This is a genomic window from Pseudoalteromonas luteoviolacea S2607 (genome assembly GCF_001625575.1).
In the GTDB taxonomy this organism is placed as follows: Bacteria; Pseudomonadota; Gammaproteobacteria; order Enterobacterales; family Alteromonadaceae; genus Pseudoalteromonas; species Pseudoalteromonas luteoviolacea_E.
On the sequence record NZ_AUXV01000002.1, the window covers coordinates 121,693 to 137,213 of the forward strand.

General features: G+C 42.0%; 11 protein-coding genes. 5 read left to right on the forward strand and 6 right to left on the reverse strand.

Annotation, left to right across the window (positions count from 1 at the left end; translation table 11 throughout):
* Position 1: 1 nt before the first annotated feature.
* Both murU and djlA read left to right on the forward strand, forming a co-directional pair.
* Positions 2 to 679, forward strand: a complete 678-nt coding sequence (murU, locus tag N480_RS02010) for an N-acetylmuramate alpha-1-phosphate uridylyltransferase MurU (RefSeq protein WP_063370860.1) — start codon at positions 2 to 4, stop codon at positions 677 to 679.
* Positions 669 to 1,538 (forward strand): co-chaperone DjlA, encoded by an 870-nt coding sequence (gene djlA / locus N480_RS02015; RefSeq protein ID WP_063370861.1) that lies wholly within the window; start codon positions 669 to 671, stop codon positions 1,536 to 1,538. The genes murU and djlA overlap by 11 nt, the downstream gene beginning before the upstream one ends.
* A 2-nt stretch (positions 1,539 to 1,540) precedes the next feature.
* Here the strand turns inward: djlA and N480_RS02020 are convergent, their stop codons facing one another.
* A complete protein-coding gene (locus N480_RS02020) occupies positions 1,541 to 2,407 on the reverse strand; it encodes a DUF3530 family protein (RefSeq protein WP_063370862.1) in 867 nt (288 codons plus the stop codon).
* A gap of 117 nt (positions 2,408 to 2,524) precedes the next feature.
* Here N480_RS02020 and N480_RS02025 point away from each other — a divergent pair, with 117 nt between their 5' ends.
* Both N480_RS02025 and nhaD read left to right on the forward strand, forming a co-directional pair.
* A complete protein-coding gene (locus tag N480_RS02025; protein WP_231102211.1) occupies positions 2,525 to 3,463 on the forward strand; it encodes a DUF368 domain-containing protein in 939 nt (312 codons plus the stop codon).
* A 314-nt stretch (positions 3,464 to 3,777) separates the two neighbouring features.
* Positions 3,778 to 5,223: a sodium:proton antiporter NhaD gene (nhaD, locus tag N480_RS02030; protein WP_063370863.1), complete on the forward strand. Its 1,446-nt coding sequence runs from the start codon at positions 3,778 to 3,780 to the stop codon at positions 5,221 to 5,223.
* A 12-nt stretch (positions 5,224 to 5,235) separates the two neighbouring features.
* Here the strand turns inward: nhaD and N480_RS02035 are convergent, their stop codons facing one another.
* From N480_RS02035 to N480_RS02055, 5 genes are all read right to left on the reverse strand, one after another.
* Positions 5,236 to 6,222: a 6-phosphofructokinase gene (locus N480_RS02035; protein WP_063370864.1), complete on the reverse strand. Its 987-nt coding sequence runs from the start codon at positions 6,220 to 6,222 to the stop codon at positions 5,236 to 5,238.
* Between the two features lie 79 nt (positions 6,223 to 6,301).
* The gene (locus N480_RS02040) at positions 6,302 to 8,137 is read right to left on the reverse strand and encodes a choice-of-anchor I family protein (RefSeq protein WP_063370865.1); all 1,836 of its coding nucleotides are present in this window, start codon (positions 8,135 to 8,137) and stop codon (positions 6,302 to 6,304) included.
* Between the two features lie 184 nt (positions 8,138 to 8,321).
* Entirely contained in the window at positions 8,322 to 8,720 is a 399-nt protein-coding gene (locus N480_RS02045) for an MmcQ/YjbR family DNA-binding protein (RefSeq protein WP_063370866.1), read from the reverse strand.
* Positions 8,721 to 9,548: 828 nt separating this feature from the next.
* Complete coding sequence (locus N480_RS02050; RefSeq protein WP_063370867.1) at positions 9,549 to 11,789, reverse strand: bifunctional diguanylate cyclase/phosphodiesterase; 2,241 nt, start codon at positions 11,787 to 11,789, stop codon at positions 9,549 to 9,551.
* A 204-nt stretch (positions 11,790 to 11,993) separates the two neighbouring features.
* Positions 11,994 to 14,681, reverse strand: a complete 2,688-nt coding sequence (locus tag N480_RS02055) for an insulinase family protein (protein WP_063370868.1) — start codon at positions 14,679 to 14,681, stop codon at positions 11,994 to 11,996.
* Between the two features lie 147 nt (positions 14,682 to 14,828).
* On the opposite strand from N480_RS02055, the gene sixA reads away from it, so the two are divergent.
* On the forward strand, positions 14,829 to 15,296 hold the full coding sequence (gene sixA, locus N480_RS02060) for a phosphohistidine phosphatase SixA (protein ID WP_063370869.1): 468 nt from the start codon (positions 14,829 to 14,831) through the stop codon (positions 15,294 to 15,296).
* Positions 15,297 to 15,521: the final 225 nt, after the last annotated feature.

Sequence of the window (15,521 nt, forward strand, 5' to 3'; positions counted from 1 at the left end):
TATGAAAGCCATGATTTTAGCGGCTGGTCGTGGCCAGCGTATGATGCCACTGACTTCAGAACTGCCAAAACCGCTTTTGCAAGTTGCTGGAAAGCCACTGATTACTTATCATCTAGAACGTTTAAAAAGGGCTGGTATTGAAGAAGTGGTCATTAACTTAGCGTGGCAGGGGAGTAAAATAGAAAGGTTTTTTGGTTGCGGTGAGCAGCTGGGAATGCAAATTCAATATAGCCATGAGCCTCAGGGGGGCCTCGAAACCGCTGGCGGCATTAAGCAAGCACTCCCAAAGCTATGTAGCGAAGAAGATGAGTTTATCGTAATAAATGGTGATATTTTTACAGACTATGATGTGCACGCATTGACCAAGCTGCAACTGCATGCAGGAGAAGCCCATATTGTCCTAGTCGAAAACCCCGCTCACAATCCGCAAGGTGATTTTGGCCTGACACATCAACCGCTGAATGAAAACAAATATACTTTTTCTGGTATAGGCCTCTACAACAAAGCATTTTTTGATGACCTAGAAAACGGCAAAGTCCCATTAGGCCCACTTTTGCGTGAAGGGATAAAAGAGCACAAAGTATCCAGTGAGTTATATATTGGTCTTTGGCATGATATTGGTACACCGCAGAGGCTAGAAGAGATCAATCGCGAAATGGAGTCTGAACATGTGGGGTAAGCTTTTAGGCACCGGGTTTGGCTTTTTGTTTGGCAAATGGTTGGGGGCTATTTTAGGTTTCTATCTCGGTCATTTATTCGACAAAAGTTTAAAACAAGATTTTGATAAAGCGGGTGGATTTCAGGGGTTTTTCAGCGGCGATGATTTAAATGAGCGACAAGCTCTGTTCTTTTCAAGCTGTTTTTCAGTTATGGGTCATATTGCAAAATCTAATGGCCGAGTCAGCGAAATTCATATTCAAGCAGCCTCGGCATTTATGGACGAAATGCGGCTCCATGGTGAAGAGCGCACCGAGGCACAAAGTGCTTTCAATGCGGGAAAAAGTACGGAGTTTTCAATCAAAGAATCAGTGGGTGATTTCAAAGAAGCGTTTGCACGACGGTATGACTTATTGCAACTGTTCTTAGAGATTCAAATTCAAATGGCCTTTTCTGACGGGCACCTAGCACCAAAAGAGCTTGAGCTTTTGAAGTTGGTAAGTAAATACTTAGGTATTGGTGAGAAGCATTTTCGTTTTATTTTAAAGCGTTACCAAGCAGAGTTTAAATTTAGGCAGCAACGTGCTCAGTGGCAGTCTCAGCAGCGTACTCATTCTGGAAACCGTGACAATCAGCACGGTCAACAGCGAACGTATACGCCGCCACCTCAACCAGAGGTATCTGAAGCGCAGGCTTTGGCTGTATTGGGTCTTGAGCAGGGAGCAAATGAGAAGGACATCAAGCGTGCCTATCGAAAACTCATGGCGCAGCATCACCCTGACAAACTAGTATCTCAAGGTCTACCAGAGCACATGATGGAAATAGCGAAAGCCAAGTCTCAGAATATTCAAGCTGCGTATGAAGTATTGAAAAAAAGGTAGCCTCACAGTTGCCTTAAGAAGCCTGATAGTTCTTTTCTTAGCCTTTGATGTTGTCGCTCTTGGGTGTGTTGACCAAATAATTGCCTTTGGCGATAGTCATACTTACTATTGCGTTTTGCCCACCTGCGACGCGCTTTGATCGTATGTAGCACCGCAGGGTTGTCATATGAATAATAGACATCTAAAAGTGCAGGGCTAACGAGGGAAAGGCTCGCTGGGAGGTGTTTATTTCTGTTTGGGTTTGCTAACTGAGCACTTACTGTGATGAGTGCATCTACGCGAATATTGGGTAAGGTAGCAAGGTATTCTGTGATCAGCCCTGCACTGTTGCCAAAAGCAAGAATAGCAATATGCTCACTTTCGCGTAGTGCAAGCGTTTTGTACAGTGCAGAAAATCTCGCAACAAGCTCTGATTTATAGTCATTGAGCGCCATTTCACTTATGACGGCAACATCAGTGGGTTTTTGGGGAACGTTACTGTCTGCGCTGCCAATTGCACTGCTCATGACATCAGGCCCATAATTGAAGCTCGGAGAAGGAATTACGTAGGTATCATAGCCATCATCATTGAGCGCTTCTCTTAAATAACTCAATCCATTCCCCTGAACAGGGCTCTGATCTATACCCGGTAACATGACGACAATGCCGCGTTTGCTACTACTCATATACTCAGAATATAAAACGGGAATTTCTCTTTCGTCATCTTTAATGGTGATAAATGAATCGGGTGACAGCCAGTGATTCAGGTCAGATTCGATCACAGCAGACTTTGCGATAGGCGCAACATGCTCAACTGCTTGGCAAATTGAACTGACAAAATTCAAGAGTATGAAGCATGTAGATACGAGTGAAAATCGGATACCCTTCATTGTAATGTGCTTAAATGAACTGCTGTACTTACCTATCGACAGTAAAGCGACGAACTTTAGTATTTTGATAAGGGAATTTGATACACTGGCAAAGTTGATAGTTTTGGAGGTATATCGGTGTCAAATACGACAGATAGCAAACGTGATTATATATGGTTGTTTTTTAAAGGGGCTGGTATGGGGGCAGCAGATGTCGTACCGGGTGTTTCGGGCGGCACGATTGCATTTATTACTGGCATTTATGCTCGCTTATTGGCCGCCATTAAAAGTGTTGACTTAAGTGCGCTGCAAATGGTGCTTAAAGGCCAATTTAAAGAAGCTTGGCAACATGTCGACGGTAGCTTTTTACTGGCAGTATTCGGTGGCTTGTTCACAAGCGCGTTATCTTTGGCAAAAATAATCACTTATTTACTCGAACATCATCAACAATTGGTGTGGTCGTTTTTCTTTGGGCTGATTATTGCGTCTTTTATTTATATCGCCAAACAAGTGGATAAATGGCAGGCACAGCATATCGCAAGTTGTATATTAGGAGCAGCGCTTGCTTATGTCATTACTGCAATGAGCCCCGCTGAAGCACAAGCACAAACGTGGTTTTATTTTGTTGCAGGTAGTATTGCAATTTGCGCGATGATTTTACCAGGAATCTCAGGGAGTTTTATTTTACTCTTGCTTGGTATGTATGGGCATGTTCTGACTGCTATCAATAACAAAGAGCTGGTTTTAATTGGGTTATTTTTGCTTGGGTGTATTTGTGGATTAATGATGTTTTCAAGATTTTTGTCTTGGTTACTAAGTAAATATGAGCAAGTAACGTTTGCACTGCTGTCTGGGTTTTTAATAGGTTCATTAAATATGCTGTGGCCGTGGAAAAAAGTGGTGACAACCTATGTAAACTCCAGTGGTATAGAAAAACCACTCATGCAAAAAAACATTTCTCCGATGGAATTCACGCAATTAACAGGTCAAGACGCACAATTAGCTGTTTGTATTGCTTTGGCCATAGTCGGCTTGGTTTTAATCCTTACCTTGGACCGTATCAGCCATAAAAATTGAGTGCTTGATTGAGGTTGATTTTTGCCTAATATACAAGACAAGCCGTAAATAAAACGCTATTTGCGGCTTTGCAATTTCTAGTGCTATGACTGGCGCTAAAGAGTCAAAGTCACTGAAAGACTTCCTGCTTTAATCTAATATTCACATATGCCATTTATGATAATGGCGCTCTGCGTCGTATTGCTTAAATTCAGTCTTTTACATGCCATATCGTAAAATAACTGTAAATGTAGACTTGTGTACAATGCCACAGGTGTAAAAAGTGTGTTACCTTCTGGCGAAGATGTGCTCACTTATTTAGGAAAAGCCTTGAAATGAAACTTGTAGGGATAAGTTGCCTGCTATTTTTCTGTCTGCTGGGAACGAGTTTTTCAGCGTTTGCCTCTACTTCTCAACTCGATTTAACTGCAAATACGCTAGGGTTTATTTGCATAGCAATATTCATCGTTGCATACACATTGGTAATGCTCGAAGAAAAGCTCCACATGCGTAAATCAAAACCTGTGCTGGTGGCAGCTGGTTTAATATGGATACTAATAGGTGCTTATTATGTTGAGCAAGGTATGCCTGAAGCGACAGAGCATGCTTTTCGCCATAACTTGCTTGAATTTGCGGAGTTAATGCTGTTCTTGCTGGTGGCGATGACCTATATCAATGCACTGGAAGAGCGACGATTGTTTGATGCACTGCGAACGTGGATGGTGCGTAAAGAATTTAGTTATAAAACACTGTTTTGGTTAACCGGTTTTCTTTCCTTTTTTATCTCGCCAATTGCCGATAATTTAACAACCGCGCTATTAATGTGCGCTGTGATAATGAAGGTCGCTGAGGGGGATAAAAAGTTCATCAACCTAAGTTGCATTAATATCGTTGTCGCAGCGAATGCGGGTGGCGCTTTTAGTCCATTTGGTGACATCACCACCTTGATGGTGTGGCAGGCGGGTATGGTTAAGTTTAACGAGTTTTTTGTATTGCTCGTGCCAGCTGTTGCTAATTATGTTGTTCCGGCGGCAATCATGAGCTTCTTTGTGGCTGATAAAAAGCCCAATTCGAGTTGTGAAGTCGTTGAATTAAAACGTGGTGCATTACGGATTTTGACCTTATTTTTACTGACTGTGGCAACCGCTGTTATGTGCCATAGCTTACTTCACTTACCGCCTGTATTAGGCATGATGATGGGGTTAGGTTATCTACAGTTCTTTGGGTACTTCCTACGTGTAACACTTCCCGGATCCTTGGCGCGCAAAAAAGCGATGGCAGAGCGAGAAGGTGATCAAGACAGGCTTAAGAAGCTGGGTAGTGTAGTCCCTTTTGATGTTTTCAGTAAAGTCTCTAGAGCAGAGTGGGATACGCTGTTGTTCTTTTACGGCATCGTAATGTGTGTTGGTGGATTGGGCTTTCTAGGTTATCTAAACTTGATGTCGCATATGTTATATGGCGGTTGGTCGACAACGGGAGCAAACGTGTTCTTAGGTGTCATTTCTGCCGTAATTGACAATATTCCGGTTATGTTTGCTGTGCTGTCTATGCAACCCGATATGTCTCATGGTCAGTGGTTGTTGATTACGCTCACAGCTGGTGTAGGTGGCAGTTTGTTGTCGATAGGATCCGCTGCTGGCGTGGCATTAATGGGTCAAGCGAGAGGCTACTATACCTTTTTTGGCCATTTAAAGTGGACGCCGGTAATAGCGCTGGGTTATGCGGCCAGTATTATGGTGCATTTGTGGTTGAATGCTGACCTATTTGATATTTATGGCTAAGCTATTGCGTACTTAGAAATAAGCCATTTGCTGGTAGACCGAGTGCAGGGCTTGGTCTACGGGCTTGTTTTGCTCTGTTGCCCGAATAATACTGCTTCTTGTCAAAGTGCCGTTTACTTTACCTATCATAACACCTGACTCTGAAATAGCTGCGCTAACGGCTTCAATGCCAAGTTCCGTTGCGAGAATCCTATCTTCTGGGGCAGGGCTACCTCCTCTTTGAATATAACCCAAAACACACACCGCGCTTTCGATTTTAGCAGCATCAAATAGAGCTGTTTTGAGCCCTTGAGGGCCTTCAGGCCAGAGGTTTTCAGCAAGGACAATCACAAAACTACTGTGATTATTTTTTTGCTGAGTTTGGATTTTTTCAACAAGCTCGCGCTCTACAAGCTTAAAATTGTCAGTAGGGCAGTTTTCGAAAGATAGTATGCTTTCAGCGGCTGTCGCCAGACCGACATTGAACGCAATATGGCCACTATGTCTTCCCATTACCTCGACAATAAAAACACGCTCAAACGCATTTGCGGTGTCTCTAATTTTATCTATAGCTTGTGTTGCGGTATTTACGGCGGTGGCAAAACCAATGGTGCTGTCTGTACAGGCTAAATCGTTATCTATGGTTGCAGGGACACCAATAAGTCGTCCAGACCAAAATGATTGTAACGCCATCATGCCACGAAACGAACCATCTCCGCCTATAACGATAAGCGCATCAATATGATGTCGTCGTAGAGTTCTTGCGACTTTCTCAAGGCCTGAGTCATGGTGCATTTGAGGGCAGCGTGCACTTTTTAAAATTGTACCGCCATACTGTGTAATTGGCCTAACCATGTCTGGAGTAAGAAGTTGATATTCATCGTCCATCAGCCCGTTGTAACCATGGTAAAACCCAAAGCACTCAATGTGCTTTGAGTGACAAGATAAGACGATGGCACGAATGGCTGCATTCATGCCTGGCGCATCGCCGCCGCTGGTAATAATTGCTAACCTTTGCATGGCAAACTTCCAGTCAGTCTATGGTTGGCTGTTAGCTCTTATCCTAGACAGCGATGCTTAAATGTCAATGATTTAGAAATCACTGCTGTGTGATTGACCACACAGAAACGCTACCAGAGATCTCATTACCTACGACAAGTAGTGGCTGACCTATCGGGCTATTCTGAGCACTGATAAATACCATTCCCTCAGGCGCTAAATCACCGCTAATTTCCGCATCTTTTTGTAGCCCGCGGTTGATCATGTACGTGTTCATTGTAACATTAAATGGGTTGGTCACATCGTAGACGAGAATACCACCCATACGTTCTAACCCCACAAATGCATAGGTTCTGTCGCCAATCTCTCCAATTGCTAGCGCTTCTGGTTCGGCACCCTTAGCATCAGAGCGAGTATCTCCCGAGTTTTCATCCTCATCATTGTTGAACGCTTCACCATGTATAGCTGCTGTGATTTTGCCGACATCGTCGCCAGAGTCATATATTCTATGCCCATTATGGTCCCAGATTGAGAAAGAGCGTCCGCCATATGTATATAGCTCCTCATACTGGTTGTCATTGTTTGCATCGCCTAGTTCGGTCGAAACTTTTAAACGGCCAATATCTTGGTCATCATTATTGAGATATGAGAAGTTGTCACTTAGCGTTAGGTCTTCTGCGCGCGACTCATCTGTGTATGCTAAGCACCCATCATCTTCGTCGAATTCAAGACCGCCTTGGGCAAGACAGGTTGCTTCATCTTGGGCGTCAAAGAAATACTCTCGCCCGTCGCCCTCATTGGCTGAGATTATAAAGTTTGCACCTTGCCATTGGTAAGTTGCAATAGAGTCAGGCTGATACATACCATAAAGACCTGGATAGGATGCGAAATTTATTTTATCGTCTTTGTCAGATGCATCTAGTGTCCAATTGCTCCAATCTTTAAACCCGAACCCTTTAACATTCAGCTCGTTGGTTTCAAGGTCGACAATCGCCATGGCGTTATTTTCTTGAAGAGAGACATAAGCATATTGGCCATCTTTACTCACGGAAACATATTCGGGCTCTAAATCCATGGAGACCGTAGTGCCAATCGTTTTACCTTTTATCGTTCTTCCGGTTGGGCTGGCGAACACAACGCCTTGTGCTTCTAGCGTGGCTTGTTGGTTGTCAAAGGCATTAAAGTTGAGCAGTGTCGCATTATCTGCAACTTGACCGTTGGTCGTCTGTATAATGGCGATGCTGCCTTCTGGGTCTATGCTGTAATCACTTTTTGGCTCACCTTCATTAGCCACAATAACTTTGTTTCCGTCAGGAGAGAATGTAACCATATCGGGTAAATCTCCAACGGTCACTGATTTGATAAATTTAATAGCGTCTTGTGCTATCTCAAAAAACAAAATTTTACCGGCTTGGCCTGTTTCTTTAGCAACGGCTACGGCCATTAAATTACCATGAATTGCTATGCTGTTTGCATCGCCTGTTTCAAATTCGCTGAGGTTAATTGTAGCGTCACTTTGCAAGTTTGTATTCGTGACCACTCCCTCTGTATTTTTAACTAGCGCTTCTGTATCTAGCTGGGCAATATCTATTACTTCAATGGTTGCTGGTGACGCCGAGCTATTGAGAGCAAAAATACGCTGACTCTGTGCATGATAGGCTACGATTTCCGCAGCGCCTTCTGGGCTTTGAGCATTTAGTACTGCACGCCCAACGAGTGTAGGCACTAATTGAATGGTTGCAGGTTGGCCTGCGGCTCCTGTTTCACCCTTGTCGCCTGTTTCCCCTGTATTTCCTTTTTCACCAGTGGGGCCTGTTGTGCCCGTTTGTCCTTGTGCACCTACTGCACCATCTTTGCCATTTGAACCATCGTCCCCATCCAGCGCACAGCCAATAAGTAAAGTAGAAAGAGCTAGGGGCAGTATAAGTTTATTCATTGTTAGATTTTTTCCTAAAGCAAAAATTGACTTAAGAAGTGAATCACAATGGTTTGACGAAAGGATTACAGTCTTGCTCGATTAGCAATTAAATTTAGCTTGAATGTGAAGTTGCTAATGTAAGGAAGGGGAAAATATAGATAGGCGTTAAAATGGCCCTCGCACAATGTGCGAGGGGGGCCAATTAATTATCACTTGAGGTGATACGAGCTAACTCTTCGCGTTGAGCTGTCGGTAAATTGTCCACAACAATGTTGTAGGAGTCGTCAATTAACTGTCTAAGCTCATCTTCAGGTATGCTGCCATCAAGCACTATGGTATTCCAAAGGCGCTTATTCATGTGATAGCCAGGTACAATAGACGAATATTTGTCACGAAGTAACAAAGCTTCATCAGGATCGCACTTTAAGTTTAACCACCAAACAGGTTCGCCGTTTGCATCTGTTTGACCTTCTTTACCCTCATAAAGGGTCGCAAACATTTTATGCTGCACTTTATAGACGTCTACCTCTTGGGCAAACGGTTTTGTAATAAAGGTTCCAGGCTTTGCCTGTAAATATGTATGTACACTCTTCTGATCCATAGCCCGTGTCCTTGAAAAAACTATATTAATTAATACAACATGGGGCTAATTTTAGCAGCTATTGAGAGATTTCTGTAATATGTAAGGTTGATTGCACACCACTGATGTAATGTGTGAGCTTAATAAGTATTCAAAACTTCACTTTAGCAATTTGATCAAACAAGTAAATTTCATAATCTGCTGAAAAACCATTGTTTAATCAAGTGAATATTGATTACTTTACTCCGTCCGCCTTTATCTACTTTAAATCAACTCAAGTGTGCAAAAAGCACACTACACAAAACGGCCTAGCTGCAAACTACACCATGACCAATTGATCTAACAAGTACTGCGTTGACTACTTACTACTAACTTTAGCTTAGTATAAGCAATTTCACTATTTAGATTTACAAAGATAGGTTTTACGTCAACTTAAATAATTCACAGCTTCACTAAACATTTTTATCATTGACTTAATGTCATCTAGATAAAGTGCCCGTCATAGAAAAGGAGTGAATTACAGCCAACTTCAACAGGTTATTCATTAAATAAGATCTAAAAAGTTGTTTTTTATAGAGTTTTCTTGAATTCTCTATTGAAATACCTATTTTTAGAACTAAATACGTGCAAATACTTGTATCTTCAAGGCTGGTATTAAATTAAATAATGCAATATTTTGCAACAATTTATGTCATTTTGGGTGATTTACACGCTAAAATCTGCTGGTTTGTATGATTAGTAATCGCTTTGGTTGAAAGGTGAGCATGGTGTTAGAGGGGGGAAGCTTTTATGCTGCGTAGACTGAATTGCGAAGAATCTTTGAGTGTTTTGGCGCCTCTTTTAACACTTTTAGTTAACTAATTGGAGGTTTGGCTTATGTTCTGATTCAGATTCCAAAAAGCGCTCAAATTCTTCACCCGATAGCGGTTTTGAATAATAATACCCTTGTAGCGTTTGGCAATCTAGTTGTTTTAGCAGCGCAAGTTGTTCCTCTTCCTCAACGCCTTCTGCTACGACGTGTAAATCAAGGTTATGCGCGATGGTAACAATAGAGTCAACCATATTACGCCCTCTATCACTGCCCATATCGTCAATGAATGCTTTGTCTACTTTGAGGGTATTAAGTGGAAATTGCTTCAAGTACGCCAATGAGGAGTAACCTGTACCAAAATCATCCATTGCAAGATGGATCCCCCTAGAACTTAGGGAACGCATAATTGAAATTGCTTCTTGAGGATCGTCCATAACCGTACCTTCTGTAATTTCTAGCTCCAAAAAATACGATGGCAGTTGATTTTTTTGCAAGATAATATCGATGCGCGCTGTTAAGTCTGGCAAACTGAATTGTTTTGCTGATAAATTGACCGCTACACGTCCATTGAACAAACCTTTATCGACCCAGCGTTTAACATCTTTACACGCTTTATCTAGTACGACTTCACCGATTTCAATTATTTGGCCAGTTTCCTCGGCTATGGGTATAAAGACGCCCGGGCTAATAATGCCTTTCTTTGGTGTAATAAAGCGAACGAGCGCTTCCATACCAACAAGCTTGCCAGTGCGAATATCCATTTTGGGTTGGTAATACACAACGAAGTGATCTTCTTTGAGGCCAAATCGCATCAAGTTTTCTATTTGTAGACGTTTTACAGCCTGCTCATTCATTGAGTCATTAAAGAATAGGTAGTGATTTCCTTTTTGCTTAGCATGATACATTGCGGTATCAGCGTTTTTAAGCAATATTTCTGGAGTTTTCCCATCTTCAGGAAAGAGCACGATACCGACGGATGACGTAATAACCAGCTCATGGTTTGCCATTTTAAACGGTGTAGCGATGGCGGCTAAAAACTGTTTTGCAACCTTTGTTATGGTGTGAATATCGTTTGTGCCAGACATTACCAATGCAAACTCATCCCCACCCAGTCGATAAAAGGTGTCCTGTTGCCTACATAATTTATTGAGCCGCATGGCAAGCTTTGAGAGCAAGCTATCACCAAGCTGGTGGCCTAAAGAGTCATTGATTTTCTTAAAATTATCTAGGTCGAATACGAGCAAAGCATGGTGTGTGCCTTGCTGAGACAGCTTTTTTAAGTTTGTAAAAAACAAGTTTCGGTTTGGTAAGCCTGTTATGCGGTCCCGATTTGATAGATTGTGTAGCTGCGACTCCGCTTTTTTTCTCTCTGTTAGGTCCGAAAAAACCACAACGTAGTTAGTGATATGGCCATGGCTGTTTTTTATTTCATCTATAGTTACCTCGATAGGCAACATTAACCCTTGTTGGTTGTAGATTTTTAACTCTTCTTGCCAGTGCTCAGTTTCTTTTAAAGCGGATTTTATCTGTCTTATAAATCGACTGTCGTACCCTGGTAATTGAAACTCTGAGTGAAGGTATTGCGTGCGTTTGCCACCAAATATTCGCAAATAGCTTGGATTCAAATCGACCAATTTAAAATGATTATCATAAATGGCAATAGCATCGGTTAAAGACTCGACACATTTGGCAAACAGGTTTAGGCGCTCTTCGGTACTTTTTAAATGATTGATATCACGTACCGTCCCAGTCATTCTGAGTGGGTTTAAATTATCGTCTTTGCTAATGACTTTCCCTTTATCCAGTACCCAGTGATACTGATTTAAATTATCCTTAAGGCGATAAGATGCTTCAAAAAAAGCTGTTTTTTCTGCAAAGTGGAGTTTGAGTTGTTTTTCTACAATGGGTATATCTTGCGGGTGTATTCTGCTTGCATTTGGTATGAAGTGTTCACCCTTAGCTTCATTAAGCGCATATTTATCATTGATGCGGATAATTTCACCTGATTGAATGTTCCAATCCCATAGTGTATCGCCACTGCCTTCAACTGTACTTTTCAGCCATTTCTCTGACATTCGCAGGTTGGATAATGAGCGAGAAGCTTTGCGGTTTAAAATAAGCAAAATCAAAAAAGGGGTAAACGCCACCAAAGCCACAGCAACGAATGGCATGGGGTTATTAAAGATCGGCTCTACATATGGATGCGCATGCACTGAAGAACTCAGGATAAAAAGGGCAATAAGAGCTGAGAATATGCTTATATTTTTTTTATGTACCATAGTGCAAGCGTTCGAAGTAATCATCCCTAATCTAATCGAAACAGCCTGCCTTAGTCAAAGCAAAATTGATGAAACACGAAAAGAGTCGGTCAGATACTAACAGGGATTTTATTATTTTATGGTATTTCAGGCAGGCAGCTGAGCATGCTCATGGCTGCGGCATAGCAACATTTTTTATGCCGCAGGTGGATTCAATGTAACGCGCTAATTCATCTGCAAGGTTAGGCTTGGGAAATCTGGAGCGGTGACGTCAACGATAAATCGTTTGAGCTGCTCGAAAGTTAGGGTGTTAAGGTTTTCTAATAACTGTTCTTGCATTGAAAAAGCGTGATCGTCATTACCTATCGCGACCCAGAAGCGCTGTGAGCGCAGCCGCAGATTTTTGTCTTTCTCCGCAATTTGTGATTTTAAACCTGACTTCATATCGTCCCACTGGGTTTGCTCAAGCTCATCAATATGCGTCACGAACTGTTGCATAAATTGATGATGATGCTCGACTAACTCGGCACTCGTAAATTTGGGAGATTGAATATAAAAGGCAATGCCTGCTCTGGTATTAAATGGCGCGTAGCCTGCACCTACTAAGTACCCGAGTTGTTTTTGTGTTCTTAGCTGTTCAAAATAATGCTGGCTCACTAACTGGTTAAATGCCATGATTTTTATTTTGTCCTCAACATTATTTGTAGGTGCTTGGATGTAGTGAACAAAAGCATGTTCACTATTCTCTTTGCAATATGTTTCACATGCAGGCGTCTCAATCGTGTTTAGTGGCTTTTTCAAATCTTCTAATATTTCACTGGTAGCGAAATTACATAACAGTTGCTGCTGAATCGCTTTGGCATGCTTGAGCTGCCAGTTGCCGTGCAAGAATGCTTTTGCATGTATTGAGCTAAAAAATGCTGAGCGAAAAGCATTGAATTCATTAAAGCAAACATTTTTTAATGCTTTTGCTAGTGCCTCCGGTGTTGGGTTCCACGGCATCAGTTTAGCGCCCAATATGCTGAACAGCTCACTCACAGGTTTATTCTTATTGTGGTTCTTCCAGTGTCTTATAAGTTGCTTTTTATATTCAGCGAACCGAGTTGCACTAATGGGTTGCTTTTGCAGCGCTTCTACCAGCTGCGTGACGAGTTTTAACTGACAAGAAGATAAGCCGGCGGTATGCAGTGTTAGCCCACCTTGATGGGATGTTAAGTGATAGCTGAGTCCTGCAAGCTCCGCAGAATAGAATTGTTCAGCCACACTATCCATGAATAGATCTGCGAAAAGCCGTGTAAGTGCCATTGCTTTATTGTCTGTAATGGATGTCTCGGAGTCTAACTCTAAGTAAAAGTGGCCCTTAGTAACTCTGAAAGTAGCGTCTTGCTTAAACCAAAACTCAAACCCAGGTTTATCTTTTAACTGTGTTGGCGTCAGTGCTGTCGACTCAATTTCAAACAACTCATTATCGTCAGCCAAGTATGGATTTACATTTGGTAGCATCATCTCAGGCAGCGGTGAGCGGATGTTAGCTAGGGCATGCAACCATTCAGTGCTGATATGTTCGACTTGATAGGGGGTATTATACCATTGAGCGATTTTATTGATTGTTTCTGTTTCGTGCGTAGCACTTGGGTGGATCATGACTAAACGCATGTTGTGTGGTGATAAATATCCCAACAATTGCTCATGGAGTGCCTCATTGAAACCGGCCATACAGTAATCGCCATATAGCACGTTGTCGTTGTCGTAATGATGCATGTTGACGCTAACATTACTCACCCAATCAATGAGCTTATTAACTTCTTGATTGTCAAAAGCCAGTTCTAGCAACCGTTTTTTGTCTAAATAGAGTGCGGGCAGTGAAGCTTTTTTGTCTTTTATTAAGCAGATGTACTCAAATAGCATTTCTACAATATCTTCGTAAAACTCAATACCGGCATCTGTCAGAGCAAAGCTAACATTGAAATCCTTGAAGTTACTACCATTTACCCCGCCACCTGCCGACAAAGCGTTAATCCAGCCATTTTTTTTCAGGATTGCGTATAACGAGCCGTCACCTTCATAACCTAAAAGGTGCGCGAGAAAGCTCAAGCTTTTATAGCGATATAATTCTTTGATATCAGGCATCGCAAAACTCACTATCAGCTTTTGCAAATGCTTTCGGGGCTGAATATGAAGTAACAGCCCTAAGTCTTCTTTGCGATACATAGGCGCGCAAATAGGGGGCTTTTCCGTACCTGAACCCACAATCGAGTTGAAGTGATTGTGAGCCAAGGTACTTAGCTCCTCGAGTGTTTGAGGTCCAGCCAAAACTAAAGTCATCCACTGGGCTTGGTAGTGTGCTGTGAAAAAATCTACAACCTCTTTACGAATATGCCCTTGTTTGTCACCAAGTGTATCGTGATTGCCAACCGAAAACTTTGTAAACGGATGAGCTGGGTTGACCGTTTCTTTGTGAACTTGAATGATTCTTCTGTTGTCGTCTTTTACTTTGAGGTTAAATTCTGAGTCAATGGCATTTCGCTCATCATTAAGTGCAGACTCTTCAAATAATGGGGCAATGAAAAAATCAGCAAAGCGCGGTAAGACTTTTGCGAATTTGTCTGCGCGAACATCAAAAAAATAACAGGTGTGTTCTGTGCCAGTCCATGCGTTGGAGTTGCCACCAAATTGGCTTACAATTTGGGAAAACTCGCCTCGGTTTGGGTATTGCTCTGTACCTAAAAACAACATATGCTCAATGAAGTGAGCCATACCTTGGCGATCTATAGGGTCGTCAAAATGACCTATATTTATGGCTAAAGAGGATGCAGACTTCTCACTGCTTGGATCATTGACAAGAAGTACCTTAAGACCATTGTCCAGTGTCAGGTGCTTATATTGTTTATTATCATTGTTACTTAATTTCAAATGTGCGCCGCCGATATATAAATAAGTGAGATAGTCTGTCGAATATGTAAATTACTAACGGTTATGAATCTTTTGTTTTAATATAGCGGACAAATAACTAGGTTTACTACTGATATAGATAAAAATTTCGATACTTTTCGGAGAGCTATGAAAACCTTATTGATTATGCGACATGGTGAAGCAGGACCAATGCAAGCGGATGATGCTGCGCGATTGCTGACTGAAAAGGGTCACGCTCAGGCTTTTGAAATGGGCCAGTGGTTGCTGGAGACACATCAACCAGAAGCGTTACTCGTGAGTCCTTATACGCGAGCACAACAAACTGCACTTGAAGTAAAACGAAGTAATCGTTTTATATTTGAAGAAACTTGTGCTGACATTGTCCCAAGTGGTAGTGCATCTTTTGCCGTGGATTATATAGAGACCTTAGTCAGTATGAATGAAGAGGTTGATTCTTGGCTGATAGTCGCGCATATGCCGATTGTAAGTTATATGGTAGATCAACTGGTGCCAGGTGAAATGCCTATCTTTGCAACTGCCAGTATTGCAGTCGTGCAATATGATCCAGATACACATAAAGCTTCTTTTATTGGCTTACATTCGCCAACCATTTAGCCCCTATATTTACTGAACGTCATTGATAGCATCAGTCAGGTGATGTGCACTGATGCGTCACTTCCATGGGGTGGTGTAATTGCTCGTGTTTTGAAAAACGATATGTTTTTTGAACCAATTCCAATTTCTGCACTCTATAACCTTGTGCAAAGCGCATAAGTTTTGAATATGCGGTCTAATGTCCTCTCTTAGTTGAACGGGCTTAGATAGAATGCGCACGCTTTC

Excerpts from the sequence above, each read along its gene's own strand:
- murU (WP_063370860.1), top strand. The coding sequence starts at position 2 with ATGAAAGCCATGATTTTAGCGGCTGGTCGTGGCCAGCGTATGATGCCA.
- djlA (WP_063370861.1), top strand. The coding sequence starts at position 669 with ATGTGGGGTAAGCTTTTAGGCACCGGGTTTGGCTTTTTGTTTGGCAAA.
- N480_RS02020 (WP_063370862.1), bottom strand. The coding sequence starts at position 2,407 with ATGAAGGGTATCCGATTTTCACTCGTATCTACATGCTTCATACTCTTG.
- nhaD (WP_063370863.1), top strand. The coding sequence starts at position 3,778 with ATGAAACTTGTAGGGATAAGTTGCCTGCTATTTTTCTGTCTGCTGGGA.
- N480_RS02035 (WP_063370864.1), bottom strand. The coding sequence starts at position 6,222 with ATGCAAAGGTTAGCAATTATTACCAGCGGCGGCGATGCGCCAGGCATG.
- N480_RS02040 (WP_063370865.1), bottom strand. The coding sequence starts at position 8,137 with ATGAATAAACTTATACTGCCCCTAGCTCTTTCTACTTTACTTATTGGC.
- N480_RS02045 (WP_063370866.1), bottom strand. The coding sequence starts at position 8,720 with ATGGATCAGAAGAGTGTACATACATATTTACAGGCAAAGCCTGGAACC.
- N480_RS02050 (WP_063370867.1), bottom strand. The coding sequence starts at position 11,789 with ATGGTACATAAAAAAAATATAAGCATATTCTCAGCTCTTATTGCCCTT.
- sixA (WP_063370869.1), top strand. The coding sequence starts at position 14,829 with ATGAAAACCTTATTGATTATGCGACATGGTGAAGCAGGACCAATGCAA.